At 66.3% G+C, this 19,122-nt stretch carries 18 protein-coding genes; 7 read left to right on the forward strand and 11 right to left on the reverse strand.

The features are described from left to right. Positions 1-25: 25 nt before the first annotated feature. Genes ACW7G6_RS07925 through ACW7G6_RS07940 form a run of 4 tightly spaced genes read right to left on the reverse strand, consistent with a single transcriptional unit; the run spans position 26 to position 4,532 of the window. A complete protein-coding gene (locus ACW7G6_RS07925; protein WP_456997969.1) occupies positions 26-1,336 on the reverse strand; it encodes an ABC transporter permease in 1,311 nt (436 codons plus the stop codon). Between the two features lie 54 nt (positions 1,337-1,390). Next, the gene (locus tag ACW7G6_RS07930; protein WP_456997970.1) at positions 1,391-2,548 is read right to left on the reverse strand and encodes an ABC transporter permease; all 1,158 of its coding nucleotides are present in this window, start codon (positions 2,546-2,548) and stop codon (positions 1,391-1,393) included. A 7-nt stretch (positions 2,549-2,555) separates the two neighbouring features. Further along, positions 2,556-3,248: an ABC transporter ATP-binding protein gene (locus tag ACW7G6_RS07935; RefSeq protein ID WP_456978164.1), complete on the reverse strand. Its 693-nt coding sequence runs from the start codon at positions 3,246-3,248 to the stop codon at positions 2,556-2,558. A gap of 54 nt (positions 3,249-3,302) precedes the next feature. Further along, entirely contained in the window at positions 3,303-4,532 is a 1,230-nt protein-coding gene (locus ACW7G6_RS07940; RefSeq protein ID WP_456997971.1) for an efflux RND transporter periplasmic adaptor subunit, read from the reverse strand. Positions 4,533-4,663: 131 nt separating this feature from the next. Between ACW7G6_RS07940 and ACW7G6_RS07945 the strand changes: the two genes are divergently transcribed. From ACW7G6_RS07945 to ACW7G6_RS07960, 4 genes are all read left to right on the forward strand, one after another. Then, on the forward strand, positions 4,664-5,593 hold the full coding sequence (locus ACW7G6_RS07945) for an ABC transporter ATP-binding protein (protein WP_456997972.1): 930 nt from the start codon (positions 4,664-4,666) through the stop codon (positions 5,591-5,593). After that, entirely contained in the window at positions 5,590-6,372 is a 783-nt protein-coding gene (locus ACW7G6_RS07950; RefSeq protein ID WP_456997973.1) for an ABC transporter permease, read from the forward strand. Before ACW7G6_RS07945 ends, ACW7G6_RS07950 begins: the two co-directional genes overlap by 4 nt. A gap of 9 nt (positions 6,373-6,381) precedes the next feature. Then, positions 6,382-7,632, forward strand: coding sequence for a sensor histidine kinase (locus tag ACW7G6_RS07955; protein ID WP_456997974.1), 1,251 nt, complete (start codon positions 6,382-6,384; stop codon positions 7,630-7,632). A gap of 82 nt (positions 7,633-7,714) precedes the next feature. Then, the gene (locus tag ACW7G6_RS07960; protein WP_456978169.1) at positions 7,715-8,317 is read left to right on the forward strand and encodes a response regulator; all 603 of its coding nucleotides are present in this window, start codon (positions 7,715-7,717) and stop codon (positions 8,315-8,317) included. An 11-nt stretch (positions 8,318-8,328) separates the two neighbouring features. Here the strand turns inward: ACW7G6_RS07960 and ACW7G6_RS07965 are convergent, their stop codons facing one another. From ACW7G6_RS07965 to ACW7G6_RS07995, 7 genes are read right to left on the reverse strand one after another with little or no spacing between them, the layout of a single operon-like run. Beyond that, the gene (locus tag ACW7G6_RS07965) at positions 8,329-9,708 is read right to left on the reverse strand and encodes a leucyl aminopeptidase family protein (protein ID WP_456997975.1); all 1,380 of its coding nucleotides are present in this window, start codon (positions 9,706-9,708) and stop codon (positions 8,329-8,331) included. Further along, positions 9,705-10,439: an HAD family hydrolase gene (locus tag ACW7G6_RS07970; protein WP_456978171.1), complete on the reverse strand. Its 735-nt coding sequence runs from the start codon at positions 10,437-10,439 to the stop codon at positions 9,705-9,707. The genes ACW7G6_RS07965 and ACW7G6_RS07970 overlap by 4 nt, the downstream gene beginning before the upstream one ends. After that, entirely contained in the window at positions 10,432-11,565 is a 1,134-nt protein-coding gene (locus ACW7G6_RS07975; protein ID WP_456978172.1) for an AI-2E family transporter, read from the reverse strand. Before ACW7G6_RS07975 ends, ACW7G6_RS07970 begins: the two co-directional genes overlap by 8 nt. After that, entirely contained in the window at positions 11,562-11,999 is a 438-nt protein-coding gene (locus tag ACW7G6_RS07980; protein ID WP_456978173.1) for a hypothetical protein, read from the reverse strand. The genes ACW7G6_RS07975 and ACW7G6_RS07980 overlap by 4 nt, the downstream gene beginning before the upstream one ends. Before the next feature lie 53 nt (positions 12,000-12,052). Then, positions 12,053-12,724: a phage holin family protein gene (locus ACW7G6_RS07985; RefSeq protein ID WP_456997976.1), complete on the reverse strand. Its 672-nt coding sequence runs from the start codon at positions 12,722-12,724 to the stop codon at positions 12,053-12,055. A gap of 9 nt (positions 12,725-12,733) precedes the next feature. Then, on the reverse strand, positions 12,734-13,120 hold the full coding sequence (locus tag ACW7G6_RS07990; protein ID WP_456978175.1) for a hypothetical protein: 387 nt from the start codon (positions 13,118-13,120) through the stop codon (positions 12,734-12,736). 31 nt (positions 13,121-13,151) lie between these two features. After that, positions 13,152-14,591: a Do family serine endopeptidase gene (locus ACW7G6_RS07995; protein WP_456997977.1), complete on the reverse strand. Its 1,440-nt coding sequence runs from the start codon at positions 14,589-14,591 to the stop codon at positions 13,152-13,154. Positions 14,592-14,983: 392 nt separating this feature from the next. Between ACW7G6_RS07995 and ACW7G6_RS08000 the strand changes: the two genes are divergently transcribed. From ACW7G6_RS08000 to ACW7G6_RS08010, 3 genes are all read left to right on the forward strand, one after another. After that, entirely contained in the window at positions 14,984-17,167 is a 2,184-nt protein-coding gene (locus ACW7G6_RS08000) for an adenosylcobalamin-dependent ribonucleoside-diphosphate reductase (protein WP_456978177.1), read from the forward strand. A 307-nt stretch (positions 17,168-17,474) separates the two neighbouring features. Beyond that, complete coding sequence (locus ACW7G6_RS08005; protein WP_456997978.1) at positions 17,475-17,924, forward strand: histone H1-like repetitive region-containing protein; 450 nt, start codon at positions 17,475-17,477, stop codon at positions 17,922-17,924. Positions 17,925-18,001: 77 nt separating this feature from the next. Further along, positions 18,002-18,853, forward strand: coding sequence for a TSCPD domain-containing protein (locus ACW7G6_RS08010; RefSeq protein ID WP_456997979.1), 852 nt, complete (start codon positions 18,002-18,004; stop codon positions 18,851-18,853). The last annotated feature ends 269 nt before the right edge of the window (positions 18,854-19,122 follow it).

Here is a 19,122-nt window from a genome sequence, read left to right on the forward strand (position 1 = left end):
AGTGGGCTTCGACAGTGCGTTTGCTTCAGGCTCCCCGCAGAGCCTCCGTCACCGGCAACCGCGCCGCCCGCAATGCCGGGAACAGCCCGCCCACCAGGCCGATGCCCAGCGCCCACTTCAAGCCGGTCCACAGCAGTTCCGGAGAGACCTTGAACTGGAACACCACCTGGCTGAAGTTGTTGCCCAGCGTTGACACCGTGTAGCCGTTGAACACCAGCCAGGCGATCAGGCCGCCCAACACCCCGCCCAGCAGGGCGAGCAGCATGGTCTCCAGCATCACCGCCATCACCACCGGCAGGCTGCGGAAGCCGATCGCGCGCATGGTCGCGATCTCGCGCGCGCGTCCGGCGACGGCCGCGTACATGGTGTTGAGGGCGCCGAAGACCGCGCCAATGGCCATGATCGCGCCGATCGCGGTGCCCAGGATGCTGATCAGCTTGGTCAGCTGTCCGGATTGCTTGGCGTAGTAATCGTGGGTGGTTTCGACGTCCAGCTTCAGCCGTGGGTCGGCATCCATTGCGGCCTTGAGCTGCTCGAAACCGGCCTTGCCTTCGGTGCGCACGGTGATCGACTGGAACGCGTTGCGCCGGTAGGCCGTGGCGATGGTTTCCGCATCGCCCCACAGCTCCGAGTCGTGGGCATCGCCGGAGGCGAACGTGCCGACGATGGTCCACTCCTGGTTGGCGAAATCCAGCGTGTTGCCGACCTCCAGGCCGGCGAACTGCGACTGCGCGCCCTGGCCGACCATCAGCTCATGCAGGCCGGCGCCGAACTTGCGGCCCTCGATGATGCGGATGCCGTCGCGCACCTCCCAGGCCTCTTCGCCGACTCCGCGGAACTGCGCGTTGGCATCGCTGCCATCGGCGCGTGACGGCAACGCCACCACCTGTGACAGTTCCGCCGACAACAGCGGCTTGCCGTCGGCGCCCTGCTGGATGCCGGGCAGGTTGGCGACCAGTGGCACCTGCTCGCGCAGGATAATCGAGTTGGTTTCCGCTTGCGAGCCGCCGCGCAGGATGATCGCGGTGTTGTCGCTGCCGGTCGCATCCAGAGTGGCCTTGAAGCCCTCGCCCATCGCCAGCATCGCGACCAGCACGCCGACCACGCCGGCGATGCCGATGATGATCACCGAGGAGGCCCCCCAGCGCTGCGGCAGGCTGGCGATGCCGATCCGCGCCGCCGCCAGTGCGAGCCGGCCGGCATGGGTGAACGACAGCCACAGCCCCAGCAGCACCGCTACCGCGAGCACGGCGTACCAGGGCAGCATGGTCCACACGGCCAGCCCGACCAGCAGCAACAGGATCGACAACAGATTCCACAGCCATTGCTTGTTCATGGTCCGATCCCCGAGGCGTTGTTCATTGGAGTGGGCAGGCCGGTCCGAGCCATGTCAGCGTCCCGCGAGCGCGTCGACGATCTTCAGCCGCTTCGCCCGCAATGCCGGCAACAGGCCGACGACGATGCCGATCGCGACCATCAATCCCAAGCCGACCAACCAGGTCTGCGCGGGTACCTGCGGCAGCGAGATCATGCCGCCGCTGGCGGCGGCGAGACCGGGCATGATTGCCGACGCCAGCCCCAGCCCGATCAAGCCGCCCAATACCACCAGCAGCACCGACTCCACCATCACCAGGGTCAGCACGGTGCCATCGGTGAAGCCCAGGGTTTTCAGCGTGGCCAGCTCCGGTACGCGCTCGCGTACCGCCTGGGCCATGGTGTTGCCGGTCAGCAGCAACAAGGTGAAGAACACCGCGCCCATGATCGCGCTGACGATCAGGCCGATGTCGGCGAACTGTTTCGCGAACGCCTGCTGGAACGCGGACTCGGTCTGGCTCTTGGTCTCATGGTCGGAGTTGGCCGACAGCGCATCGATCGCCTGTGCGATCCGCGAGGACTGCGCGGGGTTGCCGATCTGCACGGTGAAAAAACTCACCTGGCTCTTGATGTAGTCGTTGGCCTCGTCGAAATACTTCCAGTGCATCATCAACTGGTTTTCGGCCCCCGTGTTCTCGCGGTCCCTGGCGCGGTAGATCGCGCTGACCTGCAATGGCCAGTCATTGCTGCCATCACGCGGAAAGATCGTCGCCTGCAACGGGATGGTATCGCCCAGCTTCCAGTCGAACCTGTTGGCCAGCGCCTCGCCCACGGCGGCCCCGGTGCGGTTGGCGCGGAACGCCTTCAGCTGCTCCGGCGGCACCTCGAAGTCGCTGTAGACATCGAAGTAGTTGTCGGCCACCGAGAAGTTCGGGAAGAAGTTCTTCGGGTCGCGGTAGATGCCTCCAAACCACATCGCGTAGGTCACCTCCTGCACGCCCGGCACCGCCTCGATCTGCGGCAGCAGGCGGGTCGGCAGGGTCTGGGTGATCGACAGGCGCGAGGCGACGATCAGCCGGTTGGCACCGTCCACGCTGCCGCCGGAGTTGAATGCCACGCGCACCGAATCGAGCATCCCGAACAGCATGAAGGCGGCGATCACCGATAGCAGCGTCAACAAGGTGCGGGTCTTGCTGCGGAACAACTGGGCCCAGATCAGCGAGAGGTATTTCATGGCCGCCTCAGTGCGCCATCGCCGGTGCGTCGACCAGCTCACCCTTGTCCAGGTGGATCGTGTGGCTGGCGTACTCGGCGGCCTTGGGGTCGTGGGTGACCATGATGATGGTCTTGCCGTGCTCGCGGTTGAGCATCTGCAGCAGCTGCAGGATCTCCTCGGCTGAATGGCGGTCCAGGTCGCCGGTCGGCTCGTCGCAGATCAGGAAGGTCGGGTCGGAGACAATGGCCCGTGCAATCGCCACGCGCTGCTGCTGGCCGCCGGACAACTCGTTTGGCTTGTGCGTCTTGCGATCGGCCAGACCGACCAGCTGCAGCGCGATATCGGCGTTGCGCTTGCGTTGAGCGCTGCCCAGGTGGGTCAGCAACAGTGGCAGCTCGACGTTCTTCTGCGCGGTCAGCATCGGCATCAGGTTGTAGAACTGGAACACGAAACCGACGTGGCGGCTGCGCCAGTTGGACAGCTGCCCGGCGCTCATCCGGTCGATGCGCTCGCCTTCGATCTCGATCTCGCCCGAACTGGGGTTGTCGAGCCCGCCGATCAGGTTGAGCAAGGTGGTCTTGCCCGATCCCGATGGACCCATCAAGGCGACGAAATCGCCTTTCGGGATGTCCAGGTCGAGGCCGTGCAGCACCTGGATCTTCTCGGGACCACGCTGGTAGGTCTTGGTGAGGTTGCGAATGCTGACCAGGGGTGACATTGCGTTTTCCTCGATGGGTTGTCGGCGGGTATCGCCGATGTAGCTGTCTTGGTTCTAGTTGTCTTGTTCGGCCATGCGTACTTTCGCGCCGTCCTGCAACGCCTCCGGCGGGTCAAGCACGACGGTCTCTCCGGCACTCAGGCCCGATATCACCTGGCGGTCGTCGCCCATCGCCCGCCCGGTTTCCAATCTGCGCTGCACAACCGTGTCGTCGGGGTCGAGCACGAACGCCACGTCCTGGCCGTCGCGTTCCACAATCGCCGCCGCCGGCACGCGTACGCCTTCCGGTTGCTCCGAAGCGGGGTCGGGCGCCTCCAGGAAGCTCACCCGCACGCCCATCTCCGGCACGATCCGTTCGTCCTGCTCGTGCAGGGCGACCCGCACTTTCACCGTAGCCTTGCCGCGGTCGGCGGTGGGCACGATTGCGATCACCTCGCCGGGAATCTTCCAGTCCGAGTACGCATTCAGCGTCGCCTCGACCGGCATCCCCGGCTTGACCCGGCCGATGTAGGCCTCGCCGACGTCGACCTCGACCTCCAGCGAATCCATGTCCACGATCGTGCCGATGCCGGTACGGGTGAAGCCGCCACCGGCTGACAGCGGAGAGATCATCTCGCCGGGCTGGGCCGCCTTGGCGATCACCACCCCGGCAAACGGCGCGCGCACCACGGTGTTGTCGACGCCGTTGTCGGCGATGGCGAGCTGGTCGACGGCAACCTGCGCCTGGCGCTGGGCGGTCAGCAGTTGCGCGCGCAAGGCATCGCGCTCGGCCACCGCCTGGTCGTACTGCGCTTGCGATACCAACTGCTGTTTGACCAGCGGACCCAGGCGCGTTGCACTGGCTTCGGCTTCGCGCAGACGGGCCCGGGCGCCAGCAATCTGGCTGCGCGCCGCGCCAAGCTGGGCGGTGGCGAGCTCGCGCTGGGCAGCGGCATCGACCGGATCCAGCGTCGCCAGCACCTCACCGGCCTCGACATGCTGGCCTTCCTCGATCAACACCTCACGCACTTTGCCGGTGATCTTGGACGATACCGTCGCCATGCGCCGGGCGACCACGTAGCCGCTGGCATCGAGCACCGAGCTGGAGGCACCGCCGCTGCCTATCGCCACCACCGGCGCAGTCTGTACTTCGATCCCGCTGTCGCGGCTCAGCAGCCATGCGCCGATGGCCAATGCCGCCAGCGCAATGATCGCCAGCGCCACCCACAAGCCGCGCCGTGATGGCGGCGGTGCGGCTTGGCGGTCGATGCGGAGTTCCTTCAGCAGTTCGGCGTTGGTATTCATCAGGAACAGCCTAAACGCCCACCGGCACAGCGTCACGTGACGGTTGTCATGTGAAACCGGTGATGGTCGGGACTGCCGGTGCCGCCGCGCGCTGCCTATCGTGGCTGCATTCCGCAACCGAGATGCACACGATGGATGATCCCCGGATGGAACTCGCCAGCCTGCGTGGCGTGCGCAAGCACTACGGCAAGGTGCTCGCACTCGATGGTGTCGACCTGACCTTGCACGGCGGCCAGGTGCTGGCCCTGCTGGGGGCGAACGGCGCCGGCAAGACCACCGCGATCGCCCTGCTGCTGGGGTTGTTGTCGGCCGATGCCGGCGAGGTCGCGCTGTTCGGGCAGTCGCCGCACCGGCTCGCCGCGCGCCGGCACATCGGGGTGATGCTGCAGTCGGCCGGCATTCCCGACACCAGCACGGTCCGTGAACTGCTTGACCTCACCCGCAGCTATTACCCGCAGCCGCGCAGCGTCGCCGAGTGCGTGGCGCTGGCTGGACTGGATGGCCTGCTGAAGCGACGTTACGGGCGCTTGTCCGGCGGCCAGCAACGCCGGGTCCAGTTTGCGCTGGCGGTGTGCGGCAATCCGCAGTTGCTGTTTCTCGACGAACCCACCACCGGGCTGGACATCGAGGCGAGGCAGATGCTGTGGCAGGCGATCCGCACGATGGTCGAAAGTGGCTGCGCCGTATTGCTGACCACCCACTATCTGGAAGAAGCCGAGGCCCTGGCCGATCGCGTGGCGGTGCTGCATCGCGGCAGGGTGATCGCCACCGGCGGCATGGACGAGATCCGCACGCATGTCGCGCAACGGCGCATCCGCTGCCTGTCGGCGCTGGACGCCGCGCGCATTGCCGGCTGGCCGCAGGTACGCAGCGCGCAACGCCGGGACGCGCACATCGAGATTGTCACCGATGACGCCGAGGCCGTGGTGCGCCGGCTGCTGGCCGATGACCCGGCGCTGGGCGGGCTGGAAGTCCAGCGCGCCGGACTTGCCGAAGCCTTCATCCATCTCACCCGCGACGCGGGTCACGCCGCGTCGTTATCCACTGCCGAGGCCGCATGATGAACCCCCCTGCATCCACCACGCCGTTCGCCGAGCTCCCGCATCCACCCTGGCGCAGCTACCTGCTGGAAGCGCACTGCGAGTTCCGCCGCATGCTGCGCACGCCGTCGTTCGTGCTGCCGCTGCTGCTGTTCCCGGCGCTGTTCTACCTGCTGTTCGGGGTGGTGCTCAACCGCAGCGACGGCGGACAGGCGACGCGGTATCTACTCGCTACCTACGGCGTGTTCGGTGTCATGGGCACCGGACTGTTCGGCTTCGGGGTGACGGTGGCGATGGAGCGCGATCGAGGTTTCATCGCCTACAAACGCGCGTTGCCGATGCCGCCGGGCGCGTACCTGTTCGCCAAGATGGTGATGGCGATGCTGTTCTCGGTGATGGTTTCGCTGCTGCTGGCCGTACTCGCGGCGACGCTGGGCAAGGTGTCGCTGGCGGCGTCACAGTGGTTGTTGTTGTTTATCGTCAACGTGATCGGCGTGCTGCCGTTCTGCGCGCTGGGCCTGTACATAGGCACGGTGGGCGGGCAGGGTTCGCCGGCCGTGCTCAATCTGATCTACCTGCCCATGGCGTTCATGTCCGGATTATGGATGCCGCTGTCGATGCTGCCGCCGGTGATGGGCGTCATCGCGCCGGTGTGGCCGTCCTGGCATCTGGCCCAGGTCGCGCTGAAGGTGATTGGCATGGACTCAGGTAGCGGATTGCTGCTGCATGTGGCGGTACTGGCGGGCGTGACCACGGTGTTCTTCGGGCTTGCACAGCGCCGGCTGCGGCGGATCGGCTGATGCGGGATCATGGGCCGTGATCAACCGGAAGCCTTCGTGATGTGGAAAGCTCTGCCCAACTGGCTGTCGCCCGCGCCGGATTCGCAGGTGGCAACCGCGTTGCGGCGCTGCAGATCGCCGTGGCTGCATGCGGTCCACCTGCTGTGGTCGGTGTGGGTGTTCCTGACGCCGCTTTTTGGTGGCGGTTTCAGCTGGCAGTGGGCGGCGCTGACGCTGGCCTCGTACCCGCTGTTCCTGCTGCTGTTCGCGCTGGCTCTGCTGATGCCACGGCGCACCGCGTACCGCCCGGCGCTGGGCATGATCGCGCTGAGCATGGTGTTGTTACCGGTGTATCCGTCGGGGCTGAGCTACTTCATCTTCGGCTGCGTGATGCTGCACGGCAGCACCCGGACGATGCTGGGCTACCTGGGTCAGTTGCTGCTGCTGAATGCCGCGTTCTGGGCGCTGGCGTGGTGGATCGGTTATCCGCTGGGGGTGATGGTCTGGATCCCGGTACTGACCGTCATCATCGGTGTCATCGTCAACGTTGAACACATCAGCCAGGAGAAGGACGCCGCACTGAAGCTGTCGCACGACGAGGTGCGCCGGCTGGCCGCGACCGCCGAGCGCGAGCGCATCGGCCGCGATCTGCACGACCTGCTCGGCCACACTTTGTCGCTGATCACCCTGAAGCTGGAGCTGTCGCGCAAGCTGGCCGACCGCGACAGCGCGGCCTCGCGGCGTGAGGTGGAGGAAGCCGAACGCATTGCCCGCCATGCGCTGGCCGAAGTGCGCAGCGCGGTCACCGGCATCCGCGCCACCGACCTGGCCGCGGAGCTGGCTTCGGCGCGCCTGCTGCTGGAATCCTCGGCGGTGCATCTGGACTACGACGCGCCGCCCGGCCTGCCGCTGGAGATCGAGCGCGGGCTGTCGCTGGTGCTGCGCGAGGCGGTCACCAACATTGCCCGCCACGCCCATGCCAGCCAGGCGCAGGTCCGGTTTGCGCTGGTCGATGGCAGTGTGCAGCTGGACATCACCGACAACGGCCGCGGTGGCGTCGTGCGTGAAGGCAACGGATTGAGCGGCATGCGCGAGCGGGCCTCGGCGCTGGGTGGCACGCTGGACGTGGAATCATCCAAGGGCCACGGCACGCGCCTGCGGATCCGCGTTCCGATGAAGCCGGTGCATACCAGCGTTGCGGGACCGCACGGCGACGACGGCATCGCCCCGTCCGATACGGCCGATACGTTCCGCGCGGCGGTGGGTCTGGGCGCAACATGACCAGGCACGACATGACTGGCCGCGACAGGAAAGGAGATGCCACGGCCATGAAAGCCACGATGCCCCACCGCGGGCCCAACCCATGATCCGCATTCTGCTGGCCGAGGACCAGGCGATGGTGCGCGGCGCGTTGTCGGCCCTGCTCGGGCTGGAGCCCGACATCGAGGTGCTCGGTGCGGCCGCCGATGGCGAGAGCGCCTGGCGCGAGTTGCAGCGACTGCAGCCGGACGTGCTGGTCACCGATATCGAGATGCCGGGCCTGACCGGGCTGGAGCTGGCCCAGCGCATCCAGCGCCACGGGCTGCCGGTGAGGGTGGTGATCGTGACCACGTTTGGCCGTGCCGGATTCCTGCGTCGGGCGCTGGACGCCGGCGTGGCGGGATATCTGCTGAAGGACGCGCCGGCCGAGGACCTGGCCCAGGCGCTGCGCACGGTGCATCGCGGCGGCCGCGCGATCGACCCGCAACTGGCGCTGGATGCGTGGACCGACGCCGACCCGCTCAACGATCGTGAGCGCCAGGTGCTGCGGTTGGCCGGCGAGGGCATGCCGGCCACCGACATCGCCGCGCAACTGCAGCTCTCGCACGGCACCGTGCGCAACTATCTGTCCGAGGCGATCGGCAAACTCGGCGCCGGCAACCGCATCGAGGCATACCGGTCGGCGCGGCAGAAGGGCTGGCTATAACGCCCGGCCGATCAGTGCCCGGCGCGCGCCTGCAACATCGCGAACGCGGCACGCAGACCCTGGGCCTCACCACCCGGCGGGTGGCCGGGACGGTCGGCGTCGTTCCAGCTGTAGACGTCCAGGTGGGCCCACTTCTGCCCGGCGGGGACGAAGCGCTCCAGGTACAGCGCGGCGGTCACGCTGCCGGCCATTCTGGACGGGCCGGCGTTGGCGATGTCGGCGATGTCACTGGTCAGGTAGCGCCAGTACGGGCGCCACAACGGCATCCGCCACAGCGGGTCACGTTGCTGCTGGCCGGCCTGCAGCCAGGCGTTGGCGAGCTCGTCATCGTTGCTGTACAGCGCCGGCAGGTCGGGCCCAAGCGCCACGCGGGCGGCACCGGTGAGGGTCGCGAAGTCGATCAGCAACTCCGGCGATTGCTCGCCGGCGTAAGCGAGCGCGTCGCCGAGGATCAGCCGGCCTTCGGCATCGGTGTTGTCGATTTCCACGTTGATGCCGGTGCGGGTGCTGATCACCTCGCCGGGGCGGAAGGCATCGGGGCCAATGGCGTTTTCCACCGCCGCCACCAGCAGGGTGATCCGCAGGGGCAGCTTGCGCACCATGATCCATTCGGCCAGTGCAATGGCATGCGCCGCGCCGCCCATGTCTTTCTTCATGTTGCGCATGCCGGCGGAAGCCTTCAGGTCCAGCCCGCCGGTGTCGAAGCACACGCCCTTGCCGACCAGGGCCACGTGCGGATGCGACTGGTCGCCCCAGCGCAGCGCGATCAACCGTGGCGCGCGGTGGCTGGCGCGGCCGACGGCGTGGATCGCGGGGAAGTTCTGCTCCAGCAAATCCTCGCCGCTGACCACCTCGATGGCCGCGCCGTGGCGCTCGGCGATCTCGCAGGCGACCTGCTCCAGCTGGTCCGGGCCCATGTGCTCGGACGGCGTGTTGACCAGGTCGCGCACCCGCACGCAGGCGGCCAGTGCGTCATGCACCTGGGCATCGCCGTCGACCTGCAACAGCGCCGGTTGGCGCAGGGGCTGCTTGTAGCGGTTGAAACGGTAGGCGCCCAGCCCCCAGCCCAGCTGCAATGCGGCCAGCACGGCGGGCTCATGCTCCCCGGCAAGGTGGAACGTGCGTATCGGCAACCCGAGTGGCAGGTGGCCATAGCTGGCCGGATCCAGTGGGTCGCCGATGCCCGCCACCGCCCCGACGATCGTGCCATCGGTCCCCGGCAACACCAGCACCGTGCCGGGTGCTGCGTCGAAACCCTTGGCCGCCACCCAGCTACCGGTCGGCGCCGATTGCGTCGACAGCCAACCGGTCAGCTGACTGCGGTCGATGACATGCAGCGGGAGGGTGTCGATGGCCGTGTCGGCGTTGATGAAACCGGTGGTTGTGCTCATGGGGAAATGGGGTCCTGGTGGTGCGTCGCGTCGAGCCAGTCGGCCAATGCGGCAAGGGTGGAAAATTCGAGGTCGGGCCGGATGTCGCTGCGCTGCCAGGACCGGGTCTTGCCGGAGGCATCGGGGCGATTGATCCAGCAGGTACGCAGACCGGCGCGGTGGGCGCCAACGACGTCCATCCGGGGATCGTCACCGACATGCAATACGTATTGTGCCGCGACGCCAAGCTGGTCGCAGGCGGCGTGGAAGATGCTCGCTGCCGGCTTGGCCGCGCCGTGCTCGCTTGCGCCCAGCTGGAACGCGAACAGGTGCATCAGCCCGATCGTGTGCAAACAGGCATTGCCGTTGCTGAGCGCGGCCAGGGGCAGTTTGGCCGCCAGTCGCTCCAGCGCCGGCACGCTGTCGGCATAGTGGTCGACGTCGCAACGCGCGGCAAAGTAGGCGGTATACGCATCGGTGGCCAGGTCGACATCCTCGCCTGCCAGCACCAGCATTCTTTCCAGCATCCACTGGCGCTGGGCAGTCATGTCATGGGTCAGGTGCGGCCGTTCGGTGTTGGCGACCTGGCGCAGTCGTTGGCGCTCGTCCAGCGGCCACATGCGGGCGGCGCGTGGTGCGTGCTCCACCAGCCACGCGTCGAGCGCGAGTTCGGCACCGACGATTGCCGGCATGACCGGCCAGATCGTGTCGTCGAGATCAAGGGTAATGGCGTGGACCGGGAAGCTATTCAAGCAACTTCGCCCAGCCTTCCAGGCCATCGATCCGCGCCAGCACGATCTTCACGCATACCAGCAGCGGTACCGCCAGCAGCAAGCCGATGATCCCCCACAGCGAACCAAAGACCATCAGCGCAAGGATCAATACCAGGGGCGACAGCCGCATCTGCCGGCCGAGCACGACCGGCGTCAGGATCTGGCCTTCCAGGGTATGCAGGAACAGGTAGATGCCGGCCGGCAGCAACGACATCCACAACTCGTCAAAGGCGACGAACCCCATCATCAGCATGATGATGATGCCGATCAGCGGACCGACGTAGGGGGCGAAGTTGAGCACGGTGGCCATTGTCCCCCACAGCAGCGCTTCGGCCAGCGGCACCTGCAGCAGGTACAACACGCCAGCCAGCGCCAGCCCAACGGCGATGTTGATCAAGCTGATGGTCAGCACATAGCGCGAGATTTCCCGTTCGATGGATTGCATGATCTCCACGCTGACCCGCTTTTGCTGGCGCGTGGGCAGCAATGACATCGCATTGCGTTGCAGGTTCTCGCCGTAGACCATAAAGAAGAATGTCAGCAGCACCACCGCCAGCCCCGATGCCAGCATCAACGGCGTCGTCGTCAGGGCCTTGTAGGGATTGTTGACTTCGGTGCGGACCACGCGCACCGGCTCACCGGTGTCGGCGGCCCGGGCGATATCGGCGGCAGCCTCGTTGGCGGCCTGCATCGGCTTGGTCATCTCGCGCAGCTTGGGTGCCAGTTGGCGCAGCTCGCGCGGGACCTGCCGGGCCCATTCGGACGCCGGCTCGACCAACTGGACGCCCAGCGCGGCGGTGCCGGCCATGCCGCCCACCAGGACCAGCAGCGCCCCCAGCGCGCGCGGGATGTAGAGCCTGCGCAAGCCGCGAATGATCGGGTTGCCGATCAGTGCGAAAAATACCGCCAGCAGGATCGGCAATATCACCGTTTGCGCCGCCCACAAGGTGAAGCCGACCGCGAGGATGGCCAGGATCATCAGGGCGGCCGATGCGCGTGGCCGCACGGACGACAGTGAGGGTTCGGCCGGATCGGGCTGGGCGCCGACCACCGTCGAGCCGGTGGCTGGCTCCGGCGAACCTGGCGCCGGTGTCGGGGTGGTCATGGCCCGGTCGCGCCGCCGGCCTGTCGCGCCGCCGCCGCGGCGCGCTCCAGGAAGTCGTGGGCGAGCCGCTCGCTTGCGGCAGCGGCAGGGTCCGGACCCGGGGTGGTTCCGGCCGCGACACCGACTGCCCGCTGCGCCGTCTGTTCGGCTTCCTCGGCCGTCTGGCTGGCAGCGCTCGCGGTGGTGCTGGCGAACAGGCCGGTCAACAACGACACGATCCGCACCACGCCACCATTGCGGGCGGCACTGCGAAATGGTTCGCCGCGACCCACCAGGAACCCGCCGGCCAGTCCGGCAATCACGATCCGTCCGGGTGTCCACGCCGACTTCCAGCTGTCCCTCAGCTGGCGCAAGTCGGCGCCGACGCGGCGCTCGTTCGCCTCCAGGGCGTTCTCGGCCTGGGCGACCTTGGTGATGAGTTTGTTGAAGCTCATGACGCTGCAATCCCCTGCATGGTTATCCCGTCAGTGTGGTGCCATCGACGGGGTCATGGCGGCGTCACAGACACGCCTTGTTCGTCTTTTGCCGGTTTACCGTCGGGTTGCTCGTGGAGCCGCTGTCGGGCGACCTCGCGCGCCGAGTCTGGTGATTCGGGACCGGGGGCGAAATCGGCCAGTTCACCGATCCCCAGCCGTGCCAACTGCCGTCGTGTCGCCTGCAGCCGGGTATGTTCGAAATAGCGCATGGCCATCCACGCGGCGATCGCGGTGACTGCCACGCTGAATAGTGCCGAAATCAACAGCGCCACCGCCCACGACATGCCCACCGGCCCCTTGAGCACGACCACCAGCGTAGTCATCAGCAGCAGCCACGCCGAGCCGCCAAAGGCGATGGCGACGCCGGTAAATGCCAGCGCCCGGCCCAACGCGCTGCGTGCCAGCGAGACGTCTGCGGCCACCAGCGAGCGGAGCGACTTGGCAGTAGCGCCGGCAGCGTCGAGGCTGGCCCGCCCGGTGAGGCCGAGCTGGCGGATCGCCTCCAGCAGGTCGGGGTCGACCTGATCGGAGTCGACATGATCCGACTTGCTCTGGTCCGATCCGGCATCGTCCGCGCGTGCCTCGTCCTTGGCGGCGCGCGTGTGAAGCCGCTCCCGCATCGATTCGCGGGTAGCGGCGTCAATGGACGATTGCTGGTCGTCTGGCGCGGCGGTTCCGGACATGCCCCGGGGCTACCTGTCGTTGCTGCGGCCAAGCTTGGAGATAATCCAGCCGGCGGCAAAGGCAGCACCAAATGAGGCGATCGGGCGTTCGCGGATCAACTCCGCGGCGCTGTCGATCAGGTCACGTCCCTTGTCCATCAGCACGTCGGCCTGCTCGCGCATCGCGTCGCCCGCCTGTTCCGCGGCGGCGATACCCGCCAGGGCGCTATCGGCCATTTCCGACTTGATCTGGGCCCGGCCGAGCTTGAGCTCGTCGCCCGCAGCACTCGCGGCACCCTTGATGGCTTCGCCGCTGTCGCGCGCTGCCTGCTTCAGGTGGCTTCCGGCTTCGCCCAGATGGCTCTTGAGGTTCTGCGATGACAGGCCGGGGTTCGGTGTGGTGTCGGTGGTGCTCATTCGGGTGCTCCAGGGTTGGGGTGGTGTCGGGTCACTGCATCGGCAGGACGCCGCGTCGATTGCCGCGCACGATCTGCAGCACCAACTGTGCCGGAGTCGGTGTGAAGCCCGCGCGGAAGCCGGACAGGTTGTCGAATTCTCCGCCGCCGCTGGCGACCACGACGTCGCCCACGCGCAGGCCGTTGCTTGCCGCCCGACTGCCACCGGCCACCGACTCGACCCGCACTCCGGATATGCCCGACTGACGCAGTCGCTCGGGCAGTTCGCTGAATACCGCGCCGCCCAAGCGCGGGTCCAGGTCCAGTCCGGTCAACGTGGTCGGCTGTTCACGCAGGGTCGCGGTCACCTGCAACGGCTTGCCGTCGCGATGGATGCCCAGCACCACCTGGCTGCCGATTGCCTGCAAGCCCTCGAAATTGCGCAGCGCATCGCGGCTGTCGATTCGCTCGTCGTTGGCGGACACGATCACGTCGCCGGGTTGCAGCCCTGCCGTCGCCGCCGCCGAGTCCTCGAACACCCGCGTCACCAGCGCGCCACGCGCGTCCTCCAGGTGCAGCGCCTTGGCCAGCCGCGCGTCGACGTCCTGCGCGTCCACGCCGAAAGTGCCGCGGCGCACCTCACCGGTGGTGACCAGCTGGTTCATCACGTTGCGGGCCAGGTTGGCCGGGATCGCAAACCCGAGGCCGATGTTGCCGGCCATGCTGCCGCGCGGGTTGAAACTGGCGGTGTTGATGCCGACCAGCTCGCCGCGCAGGTTGACCAGTGCGCCGCCGGAGTTGCCCGGATTGATGGAGGCATCGGTCTGGATGAAGTTCTGGTAGCCCAGGCCCCGCAAGCCACTGCGCCCGACCGCGGAGACGATCCCGGAGGTGACGGTCTGGCCGATACCAAACGGGTTGCCAACCGCGACCACGAAATCGCCGACCCGCAAGTCGGCCGAATCGGCCAGCGCGACCTGCTGCAGGTCTTGTGCGGGGATCTTCATCACCGCCACGTCGGTATCCGGGTCGGAGCCGACGAACTCCGCCTCCAAGGTGCGGCCGTCGGCGAGCGTTACGGTGACCTGTTCGGCACCCTCGATCACATGGTGATTGGTCAGCACCAGTCCGCGCGCCGCATCGACGATGACCCCGGAACCCAGCGACCGCTCGATCCGCTCACGCGGGACATGCGGGAACATCCGCTGGAACAGCGGGTCGTTCGCAAACGGACTGCGGATGCGAACCCGGTGTTTGGTCTGCACGCTGACCACGGCCGGGGTCACCTGTGCCAGCATCGGTGCCAGCGAAGGCAGGGGCTGGCCGGCGACCGCGGTTGGCAACGCTGCGACCGTTGGCGTTGCCATCGGCGCCGGCGCCACGGGTGACGCAAGCGCCGGGGCACGCGCGCCAAGCATGACCGCGGTGGCCACAAACCCGCCGAAACACGCCGCCAGGGCGAGCGCGAGCAGGGTCTTTGTCGAAGTCGCCATGGTCCGCATGCAGGTTCCCTCAAACACGATATCGGCAGCAAGCGGACAAGTGTGACGCAATCGCATTGAATCTTCGATAAAGTCCGGCTCCCGGGGGTGACAGGCCCGGCTTGCCAGTGGCCCATTACAGGGTTCGGCGGCGCAGGAGAAGCGTTGACTTGGCGCCAGTCCAGAGGTAGCTTGAACCTCCGCCTGGGACACAACATGTTGTGGTTTACCCAGCGCCAGCAACCCAAGCATTAGGGGTTAGCCATGTTCAGCACCCGACAGGAAATTCCATCAATATGCACCGCTGGCAGGGTTGCCGCGGGCTCGGTGGCGTTGCCTGTCGGGCCCACGATCGCAAGTGCGAGCGCCCGCAACGGCGACCATCACCAGGAGACAAGGCAAGCATGAGTACGGTGCGCCTCGAGGCAGTGAATATCGATACCCCCAACAACGACCAGGCAGGCAGGGACGTGGCCAGAAAGGACATTCCGATGCAGCCGGCGTCCCTGGATATCTGGGACAAGAAATACCGGCTGATGACCAAGGATGGCGTGGCGGTCGATGCCGACATCGACGCCACCTACCGGCGCGTGGCCAAGGCCCTGGCCGGGACCGAGCCGACCGCCGAGTTGCAGCACTACTGGAACGAGCGGTTCACCTGGGCGCTGCGCCGCGGGGCGATCCCGGCTGGCCGCATCACCTCCAATGCCGGCGCGCTTGAGCACAAGCCGGCGACCAGCACGATCAACTGCACCGTGTCGGGTACGATCGAAGACTCGATGGACGGCATCCTGGAGAAGGTCCACGAGGCCGGACTGACCCTGAAAGCCGGTTGCGGCATCGGATACGAGTTCTCGACCCTGCGGCCGCGTGGCGCGTTCGTTGCCGGTGCCGGTGCGTACACGTCGGGGCCGATGTCGTTCATGGATATCTACGACAAGATGTGCTTCACGGTTTCGTCCGCCGGCGGTCGCCGCGGCGCGCAGATGGGCACCTTCGACGTGTCCCACCCGGACGTGAAGGACTTCATCCGTGCCAAGCGCGAGGACGGTCGGCTGCGCCAGTTCAATCTGTCGCTGCTGATCACAGATGGCTTCATGGAAGCGGTGGCCGATGACGCCGACTGGCCGCTGGTGTTCCCCGTCCATGTCAAGGAAAAGACCGAAGTCGACCTGGACGACGCCGCGCAGGTGGTGTGGCGCGAGTGGCCGACCCACCGCAACTATGTCGTCCGCGACGACGGTCTGGTGGCCTGCAAGATCTACGGCCACATCAAGGCCCGCCATCTGTGGGACATGATCATGGTGTCCACCTATGACTACGCCGAGCCGGGCTTCATCCTGATCGACCGCGTCAACGAGATGAACAACAACTGGTGGTGCGAGGACATCCGCGCGACCAATCCTTGCGGCGAGCAGCCACTTCCCGCCTACGGTGCCTGCCTGCTGGGCTCGGTCAACCTGACCAAGTTCGTGCGCAACGCGTTCACCGACCAGGCGGTGTTCGACTGGGACGAGTACAAGGAGGTCGTGCGCGTGTTCACCCGCATGCTCGACAACGTGGTCGAGATCAATGGCCTGCCGCTGGAGCAGCAGCGCAACGAGATCCTGCGCAAGCGCCGCCACGGCATGGGCTTCCTTGGCCTGGGCTCGACGGTGACCATGCTGCAGATGAAATACGGCTCGCAGCAGTCGTGCGAATTCACCGAGCAGATCGCCCGCGAGATGGCGGTGGCTGGTTGGGAGATGGGCCTGGAGCTGGCGAAGGAGAAGGGTCCGGCGCCAATCATGGATGAGACCTTCAAGGTCGACGCGGAGATGTTGCGCAAGCGTCCGGAAATGGTGGGCGACGGCTGGAAAATCGGCCAGCAAGTCACCGGCAAGGTCCTGCACGCCAAGTACAGCCGCTACATGCAGCGCGTCGCCGAAGTCGCCCCGGAGCTGGTGGCCGAGCTGGCCGAGGTCGGTTCGCGGTTCACCCATCACAGCTCGATTGCCCCGACCGGCACCATCTCGCTGTCGCTGGCCAACAACGCCTCCAACGGCATCGAGCCCAGCTTCGCCCATCACTACAGCCGCAACGTGATCCGCGAGGGCAAGAAGTCCAAGGAGAAGGTCGACGTGTTCTCGTTCGAACTGCTGGCCTACCGCGCGTTGGTGAACCCGGCCGCGATGCCGTTCTCCGACGAGCCGGAAACGCGGCTGCCGGACTACTTCATCGCTGCCGACGACGTCACTCCCAAGCAGCACGTCGACGTCCAGGCCGCCGCGCAGAAGTGGGTCGACAGCTCGATCTCCAAGACCGCCAACGTCCCGACCGATTATCCGTACGAGGACTTCAAGGAGATCTACACCTACGCCCACGCGCAGGGCCTGAAGGGCTGCACCACGTTCCGCTTCAACCCGGCCGCCTTCCAGGGTGTGCTGGTCAAGGAGGCCGACCTGGAGAGCACGACCTACCGTTTCGAGCTGGAAGACGGAACCGTGGTGGAGGCCAAGGGCAACCAGGAAATTGAATACGACGGCGAAATGCACTCCGCCGCCAACCTGTTCGATGCCTTGAAGGAAGGGTATTACGGCAAGTTCTAGCGGGTTGTTAGGGATGCTGGCTGGTTGACGGGACGCGACACGAATTCATGGTGTCTTGCACCCGTCCCGGGTATACGATCGCGTGGCAACACGAGGTTCCACTGGGTTACCCGACAAGCCAGCAAGACGCCCGTCAGGAGGGCACATGAGCAACGGTAATGGAGTGACGAAAACCCTTTCCCAGGCAGCCGACACCGCAAGGGAAACCGCCGGCAATCTTGCCGCCACGGTAGCCACTACGGCCGAGGCGGCCGTGGCGAAGGTCCGTAGCAGCGCCAGCCGCGTACGCAAGGCCGCCAGCAGTGGCGTGGACAACACCAAGAAGAAGTTGGCCAAGGCCAGCGCCGAGGCAAAGAAGGAGGCGCTGGCACGCAGGTCCACCGCGGGTAAAAAAGCGGCCCCGAAGAAGGCAGCGTCAAAAAAGGCGCCAGCCAGGAAGGTAACCGCGAAGAAGGCGACCGCGAAGACGACCAGCAAACCGGTCGCAAAAAAGGCCGTGGCCAAGAAGGCTGTCGTCAAGAAGTCCGCCGTCAAGAAGGCGACCGTCAAGAAGGCAGTCGCAAAGAAATCGTCGGCCAGCAAGCCGGTCGCAAAGAAGTCGGCGACCAGGAAGGCTGTCGTCAAGAAGTCCGTCGCCAAGAAGGCGCCTGCGAAGAAAGCCACAACCAGGAAAGTCGTCGCCAGCAAAGCGCCAGCCACCAAAGCCGTCGCGAGCAAGAAGACCGCAGCACCCAGAACCACAGCAAAGAAACGATAAGCCGCGCCCGGTCTCTCCTCGCGGGAGGCCGGGCCGGATGTACCCGAATCAGGCAGCAACGCACCAGGAGTTGGCCGATGGCCATGAAGATCGAACATAAAATCACCGGTTACAGCGTCGTCACCGCCGATGAGAAGGCGCAGGAGGTGGTGAAGTCCGATGCCGCCGCTCGCGAGGCGGCCAGCGCCGCAAAGCCAGGCACCAATGTCATCCAGATGCACGAGAAGATCGAGCGTCCCGAGACCCTCATCGGCTCGACCTACAAGCTCAAGACGCCGCTGTTCGAGCACGCGTTGTACGTGACCATCAACGACATCGTCCTCAACGCCGGCAGCGAGCACGAGCAACGCCGCCCGTTCGAGATCTTCATCAACTCCAAGAACATGGACCACTTCCAGTGGATCGTGGCGCTGACCCGGATCATGTCCGCGGTGTTCCGCAAGGGCGGCGACGTGACCTTCCTGGTCGACGAGATGAAGGCGGTGTTCGATCCCAAGGGCGGCTACTTCAAGGCCGGCGGCGTCTACATGCCATCACTGGTCGCCGAGTTGGGTTGCATCGTCGAGGAACACCTGAAATCGATCGGCCTGCTGCACGACCCGGAAATGAGTGACGAGCAACGCGCGATGATCGCCGAGAAGCGCGCCGCCTACGCCGCGCTCGACTCAAAAAAAAACTCTGACCTGAGCGCAAACGCGGGACCAGACGCGCTCAACGACGTCCCGGCACGCGATGACCACAGCGGCGAGCTGTTTCCCGAACCGCGCATCAGCGCCCCGGCGCGTGCCGAAGACGTCTCTGTCACCGGCGATGGCGGGGTGTCATTCCCGCCCACCGCATCGATGTGCCACAAGTGCAGCGCCAAGGCCGTGGTGATCATGGATGGCTGCGCGACCTGCTTGAATTGCGGCTACTCCAAGTGCGGCTGAGCCAATAGCCGACGCGATGAAAAAGGGCCGCTTGTGTGATCAGCTCAAGGCGATCCTGAGCGAAGCCCTGCGCCCCTGAAGGGGGATGTCTAGGCAACTGTCGTCGTTCCCGCGAAGGCGGGAACCCAAGGACGTCAGGCGCGTGAACAGCAAGGTCGCTGGATCCCCGCTTTCGCGGGGATGACGGGAGAGGGGATGACGGGAGAGAGGGGAAGACGGGAGACAGGGGAAGACGGGAGACAGGGGAAGACGGGAGACAGGGATGACGG

This window comes from Lysobacter sp. A421, from assembly GCF_054052145.1.